We start from the raw sequence: 18,748 nt of genomic DNA, 5'->3' as shown, positions 1-18,748 counted from the left end.
CGAGTTTACGAACCGCCCCCGCCAGGGGCATATGGAAACCGAAGCTAAGTTATCAGCGGCCTGAAAACGGGGAGCAGGTCAAGCGATAAGGCGTTCACCTGGAATGATCCGCGTCCAAGAAGCCGCTGACACGACGTTCTCTCAAAGGATCGAATTTCGGAAATGTCCGGGTTGGCTGGAAACCAGACGCCCCTCACGGCTCGGTTGCTTAATTAGCGGGCAACCGGTGCGCCGTAAAATTAGAGATGCTTTCGGCGGTGCCGGGATCGCGGTTGGCCAGTACGACGATCGTGTAGCCATTCTGCAAGAAGTGGAATAACGAACCGCTCATGCCGGGTGCTCCGCCACCGTGACCAATAAACGAGCCGATCCCTGCCATTGATCCTCCGAAATCAAAGGGGGTAAAATGCCCGTCGCTGATTTTCAATCCGCCGTCTTTTAACTTCTGAAACGTTTCGTGTCGCAGTAGCCGGTCGGAAGTAAGAGCGTCAACAAACCTATTGAAGTCACCTACTGTCGAATAACCCCCTCCGGCGGACGTACCACTGAGCGGAAGTGTATCATCCGCTCGCGAGATTTTATTACCAGACCCCATATAACTCACGGCTCGACGAGGTAAAACTGAACTCTCAGGATCATTGCCCGTCGACGTCATTCCTGCTGGCGTGAATACATATCGTCGGGTGTATTCATCGTAGCTAAGCCCGGATACGGTCTCTACGATTCGACCGAGCAGGATGAAGCCATAGTTGCTATACGAGGCGCGGCTGCCGGGATCAAAATCCAACGCACGCGAACCATATAGCGCGACGTAATCCTTCAGATTGCGCAGTGAACTTTTTTGTTTATCAAATTCCGGCCCAAAGATATCACCGGTTCCCCCCGTGTGTGTAAGTAGGTGAGCAACAGTAACCTTCGTGGCGACGTCCGAGTTTGGATAACCGATCAAGTAGCGGCCAATAGGAGCATTCAAGTCAATCTTATTGTCTTGAGCCAGTTGCATTATGGCTACTGCCGTGAACATCTTACCCATAGAACCGAAGCGGAACTGCGTATCGAGAGTGTTTGGTTTGTGGTTCGCTCGATCCGCTAAACCATAAGCCTTTTGAAAAAGTATGCGTCCCGAATGCGAGATCAGCACTGCACCCGAAAATTGGTCTTTAGCCGTTTTGCCGCCCACACGCTCTTGCACAGCTTTGACAAGCATACGAGACGTGAGCGGTTCTGGTCTTACGTAGCCAGGTGGTGCTTCGTCGGTTAAATACGCGCCGACAAATTCAGGTTTTTCGGAGATGGTTGCACTTAGTTTTAACATTGTAACGGCGAACGAATCTGCGTTTTTATCAAATACCCACAGGTTTAGGTTGTTGCTATCAACGGATCTTACACCGCAGAGTTGAAGATTGCTGAGAAAGCTTCTCATTTCCAACCATTTGGTCGGATCGCCCAAAATCTTCGGTCCTCGATTTTTGATTAAAGCTATGAAATCAGCGTCGTTTGCCGTTTTCGACGCTTGGAACCAAGCTTCAGACATCTGTAACGCGGAAACAATTGAGGGAGGCTGAGTTCCAGCAGTCGGTTCAACTCCGTTGCAGACTGGCAACGACAGAGATGGCTCCGAAGGGCTCGTAGAAGCTAACATCATTGCGAGAACAGGAAGGAGCATCCGTCAGCCTTTTCATGGTGGTCGAGTATATAATGATTAGTTTGGAGCTTAAGTGCCAGCGATTCTGGCGATATACTGAGAGGCGGGTTTTAGCGATAGCCCTCCACTGCTGCCTTTCAGACTGGTTTTAAAAACGCCACTTGAACCTAACAACCGCTGTGGGAGTTACAGCCATGGGGGTTGGGCTTTGGACAATATGTAGCGTTGTTTCTGCGTTAAGCGGCCCGACGAACTCTCTGCGAAGTGGCTTCTGTGCAAAACTGGCCTTATCAGCATCAGAAATCCAGATGTTCATGTTCTTAGGAGCGCAAACGATTACCTCATCTGACGGGCTGCGGTCTGCGCAAGTTGCGTCTTTATGGTGAACTTTTTCAAGATCGAATTCAGTCATTTTCGGTGTGATGGTCGTCTGACCACTAGATGCTGCAAAAAAGGCAGCCACGACCGCAGCCATCACGTCAATAACCATGAAGCATTCCCGTCTAGCACGGTTTCACTTCCCAACACGGCCGCAATTACCGGGTTGACCGAGGGCGGCCATGTCGCATCTGTCTTCGGCATCAGTCAGGGCAATAACTAGCTGGCTTGCGGAAAAGCATTGGTTCGTCTCCGTTCGCAGTCGCCGGGCCTTCATTCCGATCAACGATCCATTTTCGGTAGAGGCTCAGCGTGAACCTTACTTGCTAGGATCAGGGCCGATGAGGTCAACAAATTTACCGGCCGGGTCGAGCACGATCGCGACGAGCAGGGTGTGATCGGGGTAGACGAGGCTGAACTCGTCGAACCCAAACCCATCGGGCCGTCGAAATTGGATAGCCTGTGGAACGCCGAGCGGCTGTAGGCGGCGGTGTGTGTCCAAAAACGCTGCGCGGCCTGCATCCGAGATGTCCGGTGGCAGCAACGTGTAATCAGGCTCGCGCGCGGCACGGCCGGCTAGAAGGCGGCGCAGCATCGCCTCCCCGCCCATGAGCGGCACGGTCCGGGGCGTGAAGACTGAGACGGGGGATGCCGCTTCGATCGTAGCGGCAGCGGGCGTTTGACCGAGGCGGCGCAGCGTAGTGGCGAGCGCATCTGCGGCGGGGACCTTGAGATCGGGCTGCACGCCACGTCCTTCCCAGTTCGATCCGGTAACGGGGCTCTCCGCGCGACCAGCAGGAATAAACGCCATGACACCGTGCCCGATCGAAACACGCTCCCCGGGGTTCGCGCCGCCACCGGTCACCTCGCCAACCACAGTGCCGAGCTTCAGCGTCTGCATGTCGTATGGGAGCTCCTCGCCGCCCGAAAAGGTGTTGCCGCTCGTAAGGACATAGGCGGGCACACCGGCGAAGCTGACAGGGGTCGGCTCGCTGAAGAAGGGCTTGCGCGTGAGGTTGGTCGTCCCCGCTTTACGCCAGACGATGGTGTTGATCCCGATCCGCTTGCCCGCTGGCACGAGATAGCTGACCAAGTAGCTTACCGACGCCGGATCGCCGCCACCGTTGCCGCGCACGTCGAGGATCAAGGCGCGACTGCCCTTCAACCCCGCCATGGCGCGATCGAGCGCGGGTTTGAATGCCCAGGGATTGGCGAACCCGTCGATTTGAAGGTAGCCGATCCCGCCGGGCAGCCGATCGGCGCGGACGATCCCGGCCTCGCCTGCTGGCATCGACGCGACGCTAGGCCCTGGCCGATTGGATGTGTCGAACACCATGAGATGCTTGTCGGTCATGACGCCGCGTAGGTCTCCGGTCAGTCGTGTGGTGAACGCGGGCAGGTCCACAATCCGGTCGTAGGCGCCCGAGGTTGCAGCGGCGGTGATTGCGGCGGCACCCTTCTCGCCGACAACCGGGTTTATGTATTTGCTGCGCAACTCGGTCGACAAGTGTCCCACAATCTCACGACGTGCGGCTGCGTCGAGGTTCGAAGCCGGTGCAGGCGTAGCCGTGGCCGTTTGAGCACCGGCAGACAGTGGCACGGATATAGCTAACAAGGGGAGGAACATCATGAGGGCATGGTGACGGCGGGACATCGACTACTCCTTGGTCAATTTGAGAGCGGCGAGGCGCATTGGGATCGATGACGCATCAAGCTGGGCGTCGAAGCGATCGAGAACTGAGATCAGAGAAGCGTCGATGTCCGCAAACAGGTCATCAAACAGGGCGTTGAGGTCCGTGTTGAAAGCGGTGAGCGCGGCAGCCTCGTGACGCGCCTTGTCCGTCGGGCTTAAGACCCGTCGTCGGCCATCGGACGGATCAGCGTTGACCTCGACCAAGCCGCGCTCTTGGAATTCCCGTGCCATGCGAACGATAAGCGGGTGAGACAATCGCAGGCGTCGCGAGATTTCTACCACCCCGATCTGTTGGTGCTCAACGATCAGCAACAACATTGAAGCGCCGCGCGGTGGAACGTCGAGGCCTAGCTGGAGAAGGACCCCGCTTATCTGATCGACGATACGGTCCGACGAGCGGCGCAGTCGATGCGCTAGGAATGCGCTTCCGTGTGACTCGATATAGTCGGCCATCCTCAAAGGGTGTTCGGTAACAGGTTACGTGTCAAGTTACGTATATCAGATCGTGAGGCTCTTTCGCGATTGCCTCCTTCCGATGAACGGTGTTTGAGGCGGGCGAAGCTTTCTCGAAAGGGAAGGTCGAGTGGGAATCCCCAACTCAACGCCCTGAAAAGCACTGGTGTTGGATGCCGTTTTCTCGAAATCTGTTCCCAAATCGATTTTCTCGAAATGGCCCAAACGACACGGGAAAACGGGAATCCTTAGCTGACCGGTTTTGGCGATGGAACTATGCCCAATTTCTAAATAGGCATCCGGCAAGGATGTCGCGCATGTCCTGAGTTTCGGACGTTTCGAAAGTCGTCAGTTTTGCGACATCAAGGGCCGACGTCGTTGGGTACGGTACATGCTATGCGTCGCCGAGCGCACGGTGGATCTGCTGCTCTTCCAGGTCGAGTTCCTCGCCAAGCGCTCGGTGCGCTTCAGCATCGATCTGGTCGGTGTGCTCCATCAGTTTCTCGCGGGCCGCCCCGATTGCGACAAGGCGCAAACGCTGCTGGCCAATAAGCTGGTCAGTCTTGGTTTCAACGTCCTGCCCCTCGATCCTCGCCCGCTCGGCACGCACCTTATACTCTTCGACCAACTCGGCCGCAGCCTCGCCGTGCTCCGACACATTGCTGTCGAGATGATCCTGAACCGCGTCCAGGGATGCCGTGGCAAGCTCGGCACGGGCGTTGGCCGTGTCTGGTTCGGGCAATGCCGTCTCCTCCTGCTCAAGCCCGAGACGGCGGATCATCCAGCCAAGTGTCGTCCCTTGTAGGACCAGCGTCGCGAAGATCGCACAGAAGGCCAGAAAGACGATGATATCGCGACCGGGAAAGCGGGCGGGGAGGGCCAGCGCCGTTGCTAGGCTTACCACGCCGCGCATACCCGCCCAGGACAGGATGGTCGGGTAGCTCCACGGAGGCAGGGGGTCCGCCTCTCGTGTTTTGCGAGACAGGACCCGGGGCAACCAGGTTGCCGGGAAGATCCAGACGAAGCGGCTAACTATCAGTGTCGCTGACACTGCCAATGCAATCATGGCAAGGCTCCGTGCATCATAGCCCTCCAGACGCTCGACGATGCCGCGGAGCTGAAGGCCGATGAGCATGAACACGAGCGCAGTGAGTAGAAACTCAACGAAACTCCAGACCGTCGCCATGCCGAGCCGTGTCTCGCCCGTGAAGGCCGCGTGCTGGCGCCGGCCGAGCACCAATCCGCACGCGACCGCTGCCAGCACACCCGACGCATGCACCTGCTCGGCGAGGAAGTAGGCGAGGAACCCGGCCAGCAGGCTCACGGTGATGTCCAGTAAAGTGTCTTGGAGCTGCGCAAAAATCCACATCGCGGCCCGGCCGACGAACCAGCCCGCAAACGTGCCACCGATCGCGGCAGCAAAGAACTGGAAGACGCCCTCGCTGAAGCTGAATGTTCTCGCCAGCGTGGCAGCGACCGCACAACGGTAAAGGACCAGCGAGGAGGCATCGTTGATGAGGCTTTCGCCTTCCAGCACCGTCACGATGCGCTTGGGCAGCTTTACCTGTTTGAGCACCGCTGCTGCCGCGACGGCGTCCGGCGGTGCAACGATCGCGCCAAGGGTGACCGCTGCCCACCAGGGCAACCCCGGGACGAGGAGCTTGGCGACGATCGCCACTGCGGCAGCGGTAAAGAACACCGCGCCCAACGCCAGCGACAGGATGGGGCGTAGATTGGAGCGAAACGCTGGCCAATCCGTGCGATAGGCACTGGCTTGAAGTAGAGGCGGCAAGAAGAGCGCCAGCACGAGTTCCGGATCGAGTTCAACGGTGCCGATGCCAGGAACGAACGCCAGCGCCATACCGCCAAATACGAGCGCTACTGCCAGAGGCACATGCAGCCGCTGCGCGGCATACGCCAGCACCACGGAAGCTGCGACCAGGACGAGCAGTAGCTCGAACGTATGCATAGGTCGGCACTTTCGAACGGAGGAGACAGTTACGGTAGGTATCGGTCCTGGTCTTACCGCCGGCCACCGTAGATCCTGTGGTGTCAGGTCGGAAGAAAGGTGTTCGACTTACAAAACTGGAATAGGCTTCTGAAAGAACCGTTGATGCAAGATGTTCGCTACAGATCGCGCCCGCGGTTGCACAGACTATGGCGTGCCAGCTTTGCCGGCATGCAACAGGGCCTGTGAGCGGGCAGAAGGAGCGCCTTGTACGATGGGCTTTGCCGCGCTCGAGGCGGGCGGTACCCGGTTCTGCAACGACCAGAAGAAGACGATGATCATGCCGACCGTCAGAGCAATCATCAGTGCCGCAAGCAAAATGCCGATCGAGCGCGAGCTCATGTGAGGTTACCCCGGAATGATGCTCGCGCCCGCATTTTTATGCCTGACCGAACTGACCGGTTGGCTGCTGTGACGCTGGTTCGGGTTTCGCGGCGCTCTTGCCGGCTTCCAGAGCGTCGGCAGCCACCTGCTTGACGCTTCCAGCCAGTTCGCCGCTTTTCAGGGCTGCCACAGCTTCGCCGATCGGCTTGTCCGCGGTAAGCCCTTCGCGGCTTGCACTGTCGCGAGCGGTATCCAGCACTTGATTGACGACCTGACCGCCCTTGTCCGCCAAGTCCTGCGCCATGTCTCGGCCCGTGGCTTTGAGCTTGCCGGCAGCAGAGCCAAAAGCATTCTCCTCCGCGTCGGAGGTGGGTAGCAGTGACCCTAGGATCAGGCCGGCGACAGCCGCCAGACCGCCGAGTGCCAGAGGGTTCGACTTCAGCGATGCAAAGCTGGTGCGGGTGTTCTGGGCCATGTTCCGGCTCCTTTGATGAAGGGTGTAAGCGCCACGTTCGAACTGCTCGCCTGCGCCTGAGACGGCATCGGCGAGGCCTGCTTGCGCGTCATGCGACGTCTCACGTAGCCGCTGGCGTGCAGACGTGAGCGCCTGCGTGATCCGCTCGCCGTAGGACGATGACGGCTCGGCAGGGTTGCGCTCGACCCCGAGAACTCGACCACGGGCCACGTAGAGGCGTTCGTTGAATGCGTCGTCGTGTTCGCCTTCGGAGCGCCGTACCTGGTCTTCGGCAAACCGCAGACGGGCAGGCAGGTCATCTGCCGGGTGCGCCGCGCGGCCGCCCGCGCGCTGGTTCGGCATCATCAACCATGCAAATCCGACACCGACGAGCGCGACGGCCAAGGGATTGGCTTTGGCACGGATGATGAGGTTTTCGGTGAATGCACCGCCGTCATTGCCGCCGATGTGCGAGAGCGCATCGTTGACGAGCTGTGCTGGAGATATCTTGTCCTGCAACGCATCGAGCCGTTCGTCCATGCGCGCGCGGGTGCGTGCCAGATCCTGCTCGATCTGGTCTGTGTCGGCGTGTTCGTTGGCCATCAGATATGCTCCTTGACGATATGCGCGTCGCGCTGGACGCTGGCGATCGTGCGCTCGGGCTTGATGTTCTGGAGTGACAGCTTGGCAATGGCGGCCCGGGCGATAAGCCCGCCAACGAGCACGATCACCACGCCAACGATCAGCAGCGCCGCCCAGGCCGGGATCCACTTTGCCAGCAATGCCGCACCGCCTTCGAGCAGCACGACAAGCCCGGCAAAGGCCACCAGGGCTCCGCCCACGGCCGCGATTGCGGCCGTGATGAGCCCATGAATCTTCTGGTCGATCTCGGCGCGCGCCAGTGCCAACTCACCCCGCACCAGGTCCTGGATGTCGCCCGCAAGCCCGCTGGCGATCTCCCCAATGCTATCGGATCCGCGTAGATCAGTGTTGGCCATGACCGACCTCCGGCATGACAGGCAGATCGTCGCTGCTCACGTCAGCCGCCACGATCTTGCCGAAGCGTGCAACCGCAAACCCCGCGACAAGCGAGGCGCCGATGAACAGGCCGGGCTGCCGCTGCGCAAAGCTCTGGATCTGCTTGAGCAGATCGTCAGGGTCGGTTTCGCGCAAGGAATTGGCCAGGGTCCCGAGCTCGGTGCCGCCACGCGCAATAGCGCCGGCAATCCAATCCTGCTTGCCTGCAAATTGCTCGCTGCTCTTGTTCAGACTCTCCGCGACCTCGTCGAGACGATCGGCGATGCCGGCCTTGCGGTCGGTAGCCGCGCTGGTGAGGCGTTGTTTGACCTGGCCGGCGACCCCGGCTGCTGCCTGCTTTGCGCCAGCGACCGGCGTGGAGGCAGCCTGTGGCTGAACAAAGGAAGGTTCTGCGTTCGGGCTAGCAAGCGCCGGGTTGGGAACGGTAGCCTCAGGTGCCTGATAGCTGGCTCCAAGTGTCGTATCGGTCATGAATGTACGCTCCTGTATGGTGTCATTACGTCTGCCAAGCAGCGCCGGTGCATGGGCGTCGGAAGCGGCCAGGCCTTGGCGCTGCTCACTTTCCGCGGATGGCATCGGCTTGCTGGTCGAGCGCCCTGGCCTGCCCCTTGGCCTGCTGGCGTAGTGCCTTGGCCTGACTCTCGAGTGCGTCGGCCCGCTGGTCAGCCGACGTCTTGATCTCGTCGGCACGATCTTCAGCAGCGTCTGCCTGAGCTTCAATCGCCTTTGTCCGATCCTTGGCTGTACGATCCTGGATCTCACCGAGGCGTTCCTGCGGTCCATCCTGAATGACTCCGCTGGCGTTCACCGCTGCATCAGCCTTCTCCCCTGCGTTCTCACGAGGGCCGTCACAGGCAGCGAGCAGACCGCAGACAATCAGAGCTGAAGTTGAGAATTTCCTGTTCACGCCTCAGGCTCCTGCGACATAATAATGGAGCGGACGATGGTACTCGTCGCGCATGGCGGTATCGCCGAATTGGCGCGTGCCGGCGACCAAGTTGCCAGCGTTACAGAGTTCGGCTGCATCGCCGTGCTCCTCTCGCATTAGATGAGCGCGAGCAGCCCGCGCAGGCATCAGCCTGCGCGGGTGCATCGGGTCTTAGTAGCCCTTGGTGGTCGTACCGAAGGTCGAACCCGTAGACGTGTCGATGTCGCTGTCGCGATCGACCTCGACGTCCGTCTTGCGAACCGTGTCGTCAATGTTTTCGACATGCTCTTCGGCGGTTTTGGAGACGACGACTTCCTCGACTACGCGCGCGTTCTTGCTGACGACGGCTTCCTCACCCGTGGCCGTCATGTCGATCGAGCGCTCACGAAAGGCGTCGCCGTCTGCTGCTGAAAGCGGCTGGTCGACGGTGCGGCGCTCGACGTTGACGCGCTCGTTGCGCAGGCGGATCTGCTCGTGCACCGGCGTCTCGGTGACGTAGGAGCGTACTCGCACGCCACCACGATTGACGTCGCGCTTGCCGACGACGAGCTGCTCTTCGACTACCGGAATAACTTCTTCACGCTCGCTGCTGCCAACATGTTCGGCCGAGCCGACGCCGGTTGTCGGTGCGTTCGCACCGAGCGCCCCAAAAGCGGCACCCGTCCCGACGCCTGCACCCGCTGCAGGCGCGGCATAGTCCCAGCCCGACGAGCGCCACTGGCTGGAACGATCATCAATGTCGATCGAGCCCGCGCCTTCCAGAACACGCACGGCTTCGTCGACGCGGTCATCGTCGACGTCTGCCGTCAGCAGCACGCCGCCACGACGCAGGCCTTCTTCATACGTATGACGATCTTCGTCAGGCAGGAATGCATTCTTGATCGAACCCCATACGCCACGATCTTCGTGGGTCGAATATCCCTGCTCGCGGTGGCCGCTGCTGGTCTTGTCATGGATATGAACGTGCTCGGCATCGACATTAGCGCTCTCAAGACGCGCCTTGGCGGCCTCTGCATCCGAACGGCTGTCGAACATGGCAGTGATGGTGCTGGACATGATTACTCTCCTGGCTTGTGGAACGAGAAAGGGATTAGCGAGCCGTCACGACGAGTTCGGTGCGACGGTTCTCAAAACGGCCGCCAGCTGTGGCGTTGGTATCAACCGGATCTGTTTCGCCGCCCGACACGGTCTCGATGCGACCGCCGTCGATGCCCTTCCCAACGAGTACAGCCTTCACGCTGTCAGCGCGGGCCTTGCCGAGCGCGGCGTTGGCAGCACCGTCCCCGCGTGCGTCCGCGTAACCAGCAATACGGATACGGGTGGTCGGGTACTTCGCCAGCGTCGTTGCAACGTCGTTCACTTCGGCTGCATCAACTGCGCGGATTTCGCTCTTGGCGGTATCGAAGTTCAGCTTCTCAAAGGTAAACGTCCGCGGCGTCGCCTCTGCGCCGGCAAGATAGCTATCAAGACCAGCGGTGCCGATCAGAGCAGAAGCATTCGAAGCATTTGGCGTTGCAGCGACGACTTCGGCCGGCTGCTGCGCAGCGGCAGTGGTGTTGTCTACGGGTGCCACAGCCGCGGGTTCGTCCCGGCCGCAGCGGCTAAGCGCGAACAACAGGGCAAGGAGACCAAGCGCAAGAAGAAGCCAAGGCAACCAGTTGAAGCCCTTCTTCTTCTCGATATGAATATGGCTCGGCGCGCCGTCAGGCCGCGGGTCGTTGGGCGTCGGCATCAATGCTTCTCCTGGTATTCTAAATCTTCGCGCTCGATCGCGACGCGCGTGCGGCGCAGTGTCGTCGGCAATTCCACCGCCTGGTGCTCCACGGCACGGCGAAGATGTAGTTCCTCGACCAGGAAGAGGCGCTTCTCGATAACGAGACGCTCTTCCAGCACCGGCACGATGGTCACATCGCCTTCGGTACGAATGGCTGGAGCTTCGGCGACTTCTTCATCTTTGGGGATGCGAGTGATCTCGACATGTTCGCGGCGAACTTCGTCACGGACGAAGACCTGCTCTTCCTCGAATGACGTGCGGACGCTCACCTGCTCGGTTTCTACCGAACGCTTGAGGATGGTCGCCTGCTCTTCTACGATGGGTATGGTTAAATCGTCGGACATGGCTGGCCTTGAGATTGAGCCAGCAGAACATTCCCGCTGATGCGATGTTCCGTTTAAGGTTAACGTACCAACATAGGTTATAGTAAGATAAGACTATCGGTACTAGTACAACGCGATCGTGAGCATACCCTCAGACAGGAACAATAAGCCGCTACGCTGCGCTTGGGGTGCATGACCCAACCTCTTCCCCGCGTTCTGAGCAGCAATACACTCCTTCATCTTGAGCAGCTGATCAGTGGGCTGACCGCAGGTGTGATCCTCGTGGATCTCAGTGGTACCATCCTCTGGGCAAATGATGCAGCGCTGGCCATGCACGGTGTCGGCAAGCTGGAGGATCTAGGGGCCACGGCGGACGAATATGCCACGCGCTTTTCGCTCAGCCTGCGAAGTGGCCACCGCCTCGCCAGTCGAGACTACCCCATCATGCGGATCCTGGCTGGAGAAACCATCCCGGATCTGATTGTCGAGGTAGCAGCAAGTGGCGCGCACCAGGCCAGTTGGACCCACCACATCCGAGACGTTCTTCTGACCGGCGACGACGACGAGCCTGATTGTCTCGCACTCGTTATCCAGGACGTGTCTGAACAGTTTGAGGCGGAACAACGGTTTGAGGCAATGTTTCAGGCCAATCCAGCGCCCGCCCTCATCCTGCGTCTGGCCGACCAGCGCTTCGCTCGCGTTAATACCGGTTTCCTCGAGATGACCGGCTATCCGCGCACCGCTATCGTTGGCCGCAGCCTCTACGACCTCGACATCCTCAACGGTGCAAAAATGCTCGTGCTCGCCAAGGAGCGTCTGGCGGCAGGCAAGACAATCCCGCAGATGGAAGCCGAGTTGCCGCTTCCCGGCGGGCAGACGGGTCTGGTGGTGCTTGCCGGGCAGCCGATCGAGATCGGTGACGACAAGTGTATGCTGTTCACCTTCACCGACCTGGAGCCGCGGCGAAAGGCGGAACGCTCCCTGCGTGACAGCGAGGCGCATTTCTCCACGCTGTTCCAGATGGCGCCGGTCGCGATGGCGCTAACCTCGCCCGATGGGCATCGCATGATCGAGGGCAACGAGGCATTCTGGCGGCTGACCGGTTACAGCGCGACCAGCTTTGTCGGGCGTGCTGCCGGCGACCCCGAGCTGTGGGCGAATATCCAGGATCGTAACGCCGCGGAGCAGGACATCGAGCATGGTGGCGGAGTACGGAACCGTGACGTGCAGCTGCTCGACGCCAAGAATCAGCCGGTCGATTGTCTGCTTTCCGCCGAACGCATGGTACTGCGTGGCGAACAGTGTACGCTATGGCTCTTTCAGGACATATCGGCTCGCCGAAGCAGTGAACTTGAGCTCGTCGCCGCGATCGAAGCGGTGATGACGGATGCCAGCTGGTTCAGCCGTTCGATCATGGACAAACTGGCAAGCCTGAAGAACCCGCGCAGCGAGCCGAAGAAAGAGGTGCAGGAGCTGACGCCACGAGAGCGCGAGGTGTTGGCACTGATCAGCGAGGGGCTGGATGACAAGGCTATCGCGCAACGTCTGGCACTTTCTGGAAACACCGTGCGCAACCATGTTGCCAGCATCTACGGCAAGATTGGCGTCAACCGTCGGCCGGCCGCAGTAGCCTGGGCGCGCGATCGTGGCCTCTCCTGAGCCCTTAGGCTAACAAGTCGCGCACGTCCTAAGTTTCGCGACAACAATCTCGACGTTCGAGTTCGCTCGCAGATATGAGCAAATTGGCACGGATCTGTCGGCGATTAATGGCACGTTACGGGGCAGCCAATTAGCAAGTCGCATACGTCTGCCGAACGAATTCTAGGGCGATCAGCCGGAGCATCGTTCGTCAAATTGTTTCAACGCTGGTCTCACAGGCCATGACGAGCCCATGAGCTGGCTTGGATCGTTGAACCTGCAGTAACTTAGGAGCAGACGATGTCCCAATCTGACGAGCAGGGTGAAGCGATCAACAAGGCTGCTCACCATGGTGATATGCGAGAGCAGAAACCGGCCGAGCAAACTGCCGCTGATGCGATTGACGAAGATGATCCCCACAAGGTCGAAAAGCTTTCCAAGCTCGGTCATGCAGACGGCGAAGCGGCTGAAGGCACCGAGTAACTACCAGAACTGGCGTGGCTAATTTTCGAGCTTCCGGTGCTGGTATGACCGCCGGATCGCTTGGTGAGGCTATTGAAGGATCACTCGTGTCAGAACCTGACCAGTACTTGATCCAGGCGCTGTGCCGCGATCCGCCTATCCATATCGGCTCAGCGGCGCATACGCTGCCCCAAGCGATCCCCAGCGGTGGTGTGAACCTCAACGCGGTCCTCTATACGGCGGCTGGCTCTGGCCCCCATCCCACCATGCTGCTCCTCCACGGTTTGCCGGGAAACGAGCAGAATGTGGATCTCGCACAAACGGTGCGGCGGACTGGATGGAATGTGCTGACCATTCATTATCGCGGGTCGTGGGGTGGTCCGGGCGATTTTCGCTTCGAGCATTGCCTTCAGGATGCTGCCGCGGCGCTGGACTGGATTCGAGAGGTGGCCGGCGATCCCGCTTTGAAGCTCGATCCTCAGCGTGCGGTTGTAGTCGGTCATAGTATGGGCGGGTTCGTAGCTGCTCATACCGCCGCTGAGCGACCCGAGATCAAAGGCGTGGCACTGATCTCAGGTGTCGACCTAGGGCGGGCGTTTGGCGACGGGCACAGCGACCGGTCGACGGGGCGTGTCGATGAGAACGTCGGGGTAAGTGCCGGCTTGCACATCCTGGCAGGTACGTCTCCCCCAAAACTTGCGAATGAGGCGCGCATCAATGCAGACCGATGGCGGTTAACGAACTACGCGCCTCACCTAGCTGATCGACCGGTATTGATCGTCACCGCGGATGACGGATTTGCTGCAGGCAGTGACGCGCTCGCCCACGCACTCCGGGCATTTGATGGTGCTCAACTTACCCATTGTCATTTCGCAGCTGACCATAGCTACTCCGACTGTCGGATCGGGCTACAAGTTGCTGTCTTGGAGTGGCTTGCCAAATTTTGATATGGTGCTGACAAGATACGTCCTTTACCGTGCCGCAGGTCCTCCCGTCACGCGTCCGGCAGGCATCGAGGGCAGACTCGCTTTGGCGGCAACACGCCAGACCGTTCCGCCCGCATCGTCGACGACCAGCAAGCTTCCGTCCTTGCCGATGGCTACACCGCGCGGGCGACCGTGAACCTCGTCTTCGCTGCCGATGAAGGCTGTCAGGAACGGCTGCATCGGTCCTGCAGGGTTGCCGCGTTCGAATGGCACGAAGGCGACGTCGTAGCCTGCCAGCCTGGAGCGGTTCCATGATCCATGCCGGGCAACAAAGGCGCCGCTTCGATACGGAGCAGGGAAGTTCGTCGCCGCGCCGAAGCCGATGCCGAGTGCCGCAACATGCGCGCCCACCGCATAGTCGGGCGCCACCGCCTTCGCCACCAAATCAGGACGCTGGCCTTTGAGCCGGGGATCCTCATGCTGGCCGTAATAGCTGTAGGGCCAGCCGTAAAAGGCACCTCGCTTCACTGACGTGATGTAGTCGGGGACGAGTTCGTCACCTAGTTCGTCACGCTCATTAACCGCAGTCCACAAAGCGCCCGACTGTGGCTCGATCGCCATGCCAACAGGGTTCCGCAATCCCGAGGCGAACACTTCCTCATCGCCGGTGGCGAGGTCGATCCGCAGGATATTGGCACGCCTGCGTTCCTGATCCATCCCGTGTTCGCCAGCATTGCTGCCCGATCCCACGGCGACGAACAGCGACTTGCCATCCACACTGGAAAGGATGTTGCGGGTCCAGTGATTGTTGTAGCCGCCCGGATCGAACGAGGCGACGCGTGTCTTGGCAATGTCGTTCGGAAGTCTGCTAGTACCGACCTTGAACGGCACCCAGTACACCCCGTCAGTGTCGGCAACGTAAAGCCGCTCGCCTATCAGGGCCATGCCATATGGCTGGCGTAGTCCAGCAAGCAGCACTAAGCGCGTCTCAGCGACGCCGTCGCCATTTGCGTCACGTAGCAACGTAATGCGGTTCGCACCCTTGTCGCGATACTTCGGATCGTCATACTTTCGTTCCGTCTTCGCCTCGGCAGCAAGCACGTCTCCGTTAGGCAGCACCAGAATGTTACGCGGCGAATCTAGGCCGCTGGCGAAACGATTTACGACAAAACCGGCAGGAACGCTGGGTAACTCGCCGGTGGGGAACGGCCGGACTGCCGGACTGTGCGATGCGGAACGGGTAGCATAAGGGTCAGCCAGCGCCGGCCTTGGTCCCGACGTCTGCGCGGTTGACGTCTGCGCTAGAGCGTCAGGGATGATCGCTGCCACAAGTAAGAGGGCCAAACGCCTCATAGGTGCTCTCCTTTGACCGCCAACTCCGACGCTTCGAAGCCATCTAGCCACTGCTACTTCACATATGTGATCGCACTATGCTCTCGTCCACCGCGCGCACTCCGCTTCCGGGCAGGCGGCAGGGAACATCGCCGCAAAGTGAAGCTGAAAGGCGGAGGATATCCAGGTTCGGTGCGCCGCAAGCCGTTACGAGTGTTCGCAGTTTGAGTCTCGGCTTACTCGTCGCTGGGTCGCTTTCGCCATGCCTAAGTTTCGACGTTGCGAAAGTAATGCGCTTTTGCGACATCGGGGGCAAACCCGTCGCATTTCCTAAACAGTGGGTCAGCCGGCTGATCAACGGCTGACCCGACATACAGTCTCAAACTTAAGCTTGGGTTTTTGTCGGCGTGTCGCTTGGCGCATCTCCGGGATCACCGGGTTCGATATTGTCGGGGCCAGGCAAGGATTCCGGCTGGTCGTCAGGTACCGGTGTGCCGTCGGGCTCGCGAATGGGATCGGGTGCGTAAGGATCGGGGGGTAAGGTGGCCATCGGCTATTCCTCTCAGGTTATTGCAGCGGAGTTAGTGCAGCGGCGCCCAGCGGTGGACAAACAACTGTTTGCCTCCAAACACCAGAACGCCGGCGGCAACGATAAAGACCCCGTCAATCGCGAGGCGTGACAGCGCCTCGCCCATGATCTCCCAGCACGCCGGCGATGCCCGCGGTAGATGCCGCCTCGATAATGCTGAGGGACATCAACGCCGGCGACGACGCTGTGCCGGTAGGCGGACTTGATAACGACATCCGCGATAGCGTCGACTGCTCCGATCGTCAGCAGCAGGGCACCGGGTTCCCAAGCATGGTGGAAGGCATCGCCTTCGAGGAACGCTTTGGCTTCGGCGACAGGGAAAGCGGCAAGAGCCAGATAGGTCAGGGCAGGTTTAGCCTCCCCCAATCCCTTCTATCACCGTTCCTCGGCCATCGCAGGTAGGACATACCGCGCCATCGATGTCGCCTGTACCATTACACTTAGGGCATACATTTTCCCCCGTCCCTGGGGTGCCCTCCGGCGCAACGTCGCCGGGATTGAGTGCTTCATCCGCCATGGATCACGTCTCCCTGAACAGTGAGCAGATCATAACGGGTCGCATTAGACGCGAGCCGTCACACCATCACGCCGGCAACGAGCGTGCGGGAGCGTTCGAATGAGCTCCCTAACCGGGTGGGCTGCTAGATAGCGACCGGATGGGAAGGGCTAGAAGCCCAGCATTGCCTTTGCCGTGTCTTTGGCGTTGGCGAGGACCTTTGCAACGCCACTGCGCTCGGACTGATTGCGCCGCGCGGCGTTCACCTCTCGCAAATGGTTACGGGAATCGATGCGGGAGCGATAAGGTTTGGCCATGCCGGTTCCATAACTGTCAAAGCGGATCATAGGCAATAAGCGAATCCGCTCACAGTAGCGGACGGTTTCGATCTCGGTGTTCGTCGCCTTGCCAAGGTACCCAATCGTCACCGCGGCACGCTGTCGGCATTGTAGTCCATCCCCAGCACCTTGGTGCCGAACCCAGGCCATGATGGTCGGGCCGTTCGCCGCCCGCGGCGCCTCCCAAGAAGCGATCAGGCATCGCGAAGCCACGCTGGATCTGATGCCGTCGTCATTTTTTCCTTTGATATGAAGCTATCGGGAAGGCTGCTCGTTATCGACGCGCCGAGGGTACCCCAATGCGCCTCGGTCGGCCCGCCCGCCCCCTCCCGGTTTGGGCGGGCCGTTAGGCCTTGGGTTTCCCAGGTGGCTGGTGGCGATTACTGAGCCCATCTCGTGCGGGCGGACTGTGCCGTCACGTACATGTTCATATCGAGCGCGACGTCTACGTCGAAAGCGTCTTGCGGTCACGCATCAGGACAGCGAGTGCGGCCGATTGGACGGGAGGCCTCCTACGTGCTGACGAACCAATTAGCGCGTCATGTGCGTCGTGCCGCCACTAGCCTTGCATCGGGTCACGTCTGGCAAACGCTTAGTGTGATCCGTCTGCCGCCGCTGATGAAATGACATGCGAGCGCCGAGCGCCAAGCGCCGAGCGTGGTCTAGGACAACTCGCCGTTCCCCGTGTTGATGTTTCCCGTGATCCATAGAGCCGCGGCTGCGGCCAGTGGGCAGCACGCACTGGCAGCGGCAGCCCTAATGACGGCGAACGTACTGCGGAGGCCATTGCAGGCCGCTATACCGTCACGCAGTTTCGAAACAATCGCGGCATGATACCGCCGCGGATATCCTCAGCCTGGAATGCCCCAGTTGGCATCCTCGTTGGCGGCCTTGGCTGTTCGAACCAGATGCTCGACATAGTTCTGAAAAACCGGAACTGTAAACGTGACGAGCGTCGGTTCGCCCTGCGGCTCCTTGAACGTCAGGACGACGAACCGGCTGCCTTCCTCATCAAGTACGAGTCCGGCCTCCATCGCACCAGTGCCGTTGGGAGTGATGATCGTGGCTGCCATGGTAGTGCCTCTCTGGTCGTCCTAGGAGCCGCTTCAGCGCAGCAAAGCCGGCCCGTCAGCCTCCGTCGGTGGTCACGCTGCGTTTGCGGCCGTTTGCGAAGCGCCGCGGTCATTGGCAGCGATGAATATCGCAGTCGTGGATACGACGCGAGCTGTTACGCCTCTCGCCTGCATCCTGCGGTATTCAATATAAAGCGCAATTAAAGAAAACATGGCAACCTCGAGACGCATCTTGCTGGATGGCAGGACAGGCTCGGCACATGTGACGGCTCGCTAGTCACTTCAATTGCGTTCAATTAAATCGGCGTTGCGCCAATCGAAAACGCACATCGTTACCCCTTCACTGGAATGTCGTCTATTAGGGCGGCGAGCGATCCGTCTTTAAAGGTATGCGGTCGCACAATTCTATCGGGCAGGGAGATTTTCAGATGGCGCCGGTCAATCGGCTTCATAGCTCGAACCTTTTGCGCCATTAATAGCAACGATCCCTCGAACAAAAGCTCGCTTGCTTCGTCGTTATTTTGCGCGGCTGGCATACGCACTAATGTTGCTGCCTCGGCCCAGGGCAATTCCATTATTTCTAATCCTCAAAAAACCACGCCCTGCCGTCATACCACTTCGGCGACAATATGCTATTCATCTTAGTCAGGATCGAAGACAGCAGCTAGGACCCAGAACCTCCGGCGCTATGACCGCGCAATGACCGCGCCGGCATGCTGCACTACCTCGATCCGCCCTATTGTGGCTGCGAGACCGATTACGGCCAGGGCATGTTCGAGCGCACCGACTTCGACCAGCTGGCCAGGATTAGGGGACGGTACATCCTGTCGATCAACGACACGCTGGGGGCGCGTGGAACGTTCCCGCGGCTACACG

22 protein-coding genes are annotated in these 18,748 nt (G+C 59.7%); 6 read left to right on the top strand and 16 right to left on the bottom strand.

The window, feature by feature from the left end:
- Positions 1–208: 208 nt before the first annotated feature.
- The 5 genes from sphst_RS01755 to sphst_RS01740 form a co-directional block, all read right to left on the bottom strand.
- Complete coding sequence (locus sphst_RS01755; RefSeq protein WP_234387256.1) at positions 209–1,534, bottom strand: serine hydrolase domain-containing protein; 1,326 nt, start codon at positions 1,532–1,534, stop codon at positions 209–211.
- A 259-nt stretch (positions 1,535–1,793) separates the two neighbouring features.
- Positions 1,794–2,135, bottom strand: coding sequence for a hypothetical protein (locus sphst_RS20195; protein ID WP_159043464.1), 342 nt, complete (start codon positions 2,133–2,135; stop codon positions 1,794–1,796).
- 207 nt (positions 2,136–2,342) lie between these two features.
- Positions 2,343–3,677: a S41 family peptidase gene (locus sphst_RS01750; RefSeq protein WP_081877471.1), complete on the bottom strand. Its 1,335-nt coding sequence runs from the start codon at positions 3,675–3,677 to the stop codon at positions 2,343–2,345.
- 3 nt (positions 3,678–3,680) lie between these two features.
- The gene (locus tag sphst_RS01745) at positions 3,681–4,169 is read right to left on the bottom strand and encodes a MarR family winged helix-turn-helix transcriptional regulator (RefSeq protein ID WP_031393470.1); all 489 of its coding nucleotides are present in this window, start codon (positions 4,167–4,169) and stop codon (positions 3,681–3,683) included.
- Between the two features lie 394 nt (positions 4,170–4,563).
- Positions 4,564–6,138: a Na+/H+ antiporter gene (locus sphst_RS01740; RefSeq protein WP_031393469.1), complete on the bottom strand. Its 1,575-nt coding sequence runs from the start codon at positions 6,136–6,138 to the stop codon at positions 4,564–4,566.
- 253 nt (positions 6,139–6,391) lie between these two features.
- Here sphst_RS01740 and sphst_RS21445 point away from each other — a divergent pair, with 253 nt between their 5' ends.
- Positions 6,392–6,523 (top strand): hypothetical protein, encoded by a 132-nt coding sequence (locus sphst_RS21445; RefSeq protein ID WP_267895099.1) that lies wholly within the window; start codon positions 6,392–6,394, stop codon positions 6,521–6,523.
- A 33-nt stretch (positions 6,524–6,556) separates the two neighbouring features.
- Here the strand turns inward: sphst_RS21445 and sphst_RS01735 are convergent, their stop codons facing one another.
- The 7 genes from sphst_RS01735 to sphst_RS01705 all read right to left on the bottom strand — a co-directional run bounded on the left by sphst_RS01735 (position 6,557) and on the right by sphst_RS01705 (position 11,039).
- Positions 6,557–7,558 (bottom strand): DUF3618 domain-containing protein, encoded by a 1,002-nt coding sequence (locus tag sphst_RS01735; protein WP_031393468.1) that lies wholly within the window; start codon positions 7,556–7,558, stop codon positions 6,557–6,559.
- Entirely contained in the window at positions 7,558–7,953 is a 396-nt protein-coding gene (locus tag sphst_RS01730) for a phage holin family protein (protein ID WP_051916280.1), read from the bottom strand. Before sphst_RS01730 ends, sphst_RS01735 begins: the two co-directional genes overlap by 1 nt.
- Positions 7,940–8,464 carry a hypothetical protein gene (locus tag sphst_RS01725; RefSeq protein WP_031393466.1) on the bottom strand — a complete coding sequence of 175 codons (525 nt, stop codon included), beginning with the start codon at positions 8,462–8,464 and terminating at the stop codon, positions 7,940–7,942. The genes sphst_RS01730 and sphst_RS01725 overlap by 14 nt, the downstream gene beginning before the upstream one ends.
- A gap of 85 nt (positions 8,465–8,549) precedes the next feature.
- On the bottom strand, positions 8,550–8,900 hold the full coding sequence (locus sphst_RS01720) for a hypothetical protein (RefSeq protein ID WP_031393465.1): 351 nt from the start codon (positions 8,898–8,900) through the stop codon (positions 8,550–8,552).
- 192 nt (positions 8,901–9,092) lie between these two features.
- The gene (locus sphst_RS01715) at positions 9,093–9,977 is read right to left on the bottom strand and encodes a YsnF/AvaK domain-containing protein (protein WP_031393464.1); all 885 of its coding nucleotides are present in this window, start codon (positions 9,975–9,977) and stop codon (positions 9,093–9,095) included.
- 34 nt (positions 9,978–10,011) lie between these two features.
- Positions 10,012–10,653, bottom strand: a complete 642-nt coding sequence (locus sphst_RS21025) for an OmpA family protein (protein WP_043156537.1) — start codon at positions 10,651–10,653, stop codon at positions 10,012–10,014.
- Positions 10,653–11,039 (bottom strand): YsnF/AvaK domain-containing protein, encoded by a 387-nt coding sequence (locus sphst_RS01705; protein WP_043156535.1) that lies wholly within the window; start codon positions 11,037–11,039, stop codon positions 10,653–10,655. Before sphst_RS01705 ends, sphst_RS21025 begins: the two co-directional genes overlap by 1 nt.
- Positions 11,040–11,210: 171 nt before the next feature.
- Here sphst_RS01705 and sphst_RS01700 point away from each other — a divergent pair, with 171 nt between their 5' ends.
- The 3 genes from sphst_RS01700 to sphst_RS01690 all read left to right on the top strand — a co-directional run bounded on the left by sphst_RS01700 (position 11,211) and on the right by sphst_RS01690 (position 14,065).
- Positions 11,211–12,677, top strand: coding sequence for a helix-turn-helix transcriptional regulator (locus sphst_RS01700; protein WP_031393461.1), 1,467 nt, complete (start codon positions 11,211–11,213; stop codon positions 12,675–12,677).
- Between the two features lie 279 nt (positions 12,678–12,956).
- Positions 12,957–13,139 carry a hypothetical protein gene (locus sphst_RS20190; RefSeq protein WP_159043463.1) on the top strand — a complete coding sequence of 61 codons (183 nt, stop codon included), beginning with the start codon at positions 12,957–12,959 and terminating at the stop codon, positions 13,137–13,139.
- 86 nt (positions 13,140–13,225) lie between these two features.
- A complete protein-coding gene (locus tag sphst_RS01690) occupies positions 13,226–14,065 on the top strand; it encodes an alpha/beta hydrolase family protein (protein ID WP_159043462.1) in 840 nt (279 codons plus the stop codon).
- A gap of 24 nt (positions 14,066–14,089) precedes the next feature.
- Here the strand turns inward: sphst_RS01690 and sphst_RS01685 are convergent, their stop codons facing one another.
- Complete coding sequence (locus sphst_RS01685) at positions 14,090–15,397, bottom strand: PQQ-dependent sugar dehydrogenase (RefSeq protein ID WP_051916278.1); 1,308 nt, start codon at positions 15,395–15,397, stop codon at positions 14,090–14,092.
- 521 nt (positions 15,398–15,918) lie between these two features.
- On the opposite strand from sphst_RS01685, the gene sphst_RS20185 reads away from it, so the two are divergent.
- Positions 15,919–16,056, top strand: coding sequence for a hypothetical protein (locus sphst_RS20185; RefSeq protein ID WP_159043461.1), 138 nt, complete (start codon positions 15,919–15,921; stop codon positions 16,054–16,056).
- Between the two features lie 35 nt (positions 16,057–16,091).
- Positions 16,092–16,367, top strand: coding sequence for a hypothetical protein (locus tag sphst_RS20180; RefSeq protein WP_031393458.1), 276 nt, complete (start codon positions 16,092–16,094; stop codon positions 16,365–16,367).
- A 264-nt stretch (positions 16,368–16,631) separates the two neighbouring features.
- Here sphst_RS20180 and sphst_RS01680 read toward each other — a convergent pair whose 3' ends face one another.
- The 3 genes from sphst_RS01680 to sphst_RS20175 all read right to left on the bottom strand — a co-directional run bounded on the left by sphst_RS01680 (position 16,632) and on the right by sphst_RS20175 (position 18,447).
- Positions 16,632–16,889 (bottom strand): hypothetical protein, encoded by a 258-nt coding sequence (locus tag sphst_RS01680; protein WP_031393457.1) that lies wholly within the window; start codon positions 16,887–16,889, stop codon positions 16,632–16,634.
- A gap of 761 nt (positions 16,890–17,650) precedes the next feature.
- The gene (locus sphst_RS01675; protein ID WP_159043460.1) at positions 17,651–17,872 is read right to left on the bottom strand and encodes a hypothetical protein; all 222 of its coding nucleotides are present in this window, start codon (positions 17,870–17,872) and stop codon (positions 17,651–17,653) included.
- A 332-nt stretch (positions 17,873–18,204) separates the two neighbouring features.
- The gene (locus tag sphst_RS20175) at positions 18,205–18,447 is read right to left on the bottom strand and encodes a hypothetical protein (protein WP_159043459.1); all 243 of its coding nucleotides are present in this window, start codon (positions 18,445–18,447) and stop codon (positions 18,205–18,207) included.
- Positions 18,448–18,748: the final 301 nt, after the last annotated feature.

The sequence above is a fragment of the Sphingomonas sp. STIS6.2 genome, from assembly GCF_000732685.2.
Taxonomy (GTDB): domain Bacteria; phylum Pseudomonadota; class Alphaproteobacteria; order Sphingomonadales; family Sphingomonadaceae; genus Sphingomonas; species Sphingomonas aerolata.
Note: the sequence above shows the minus strand (reverse complement) of the source record. Positions and strands in the feature narration are given on the sequence as shown.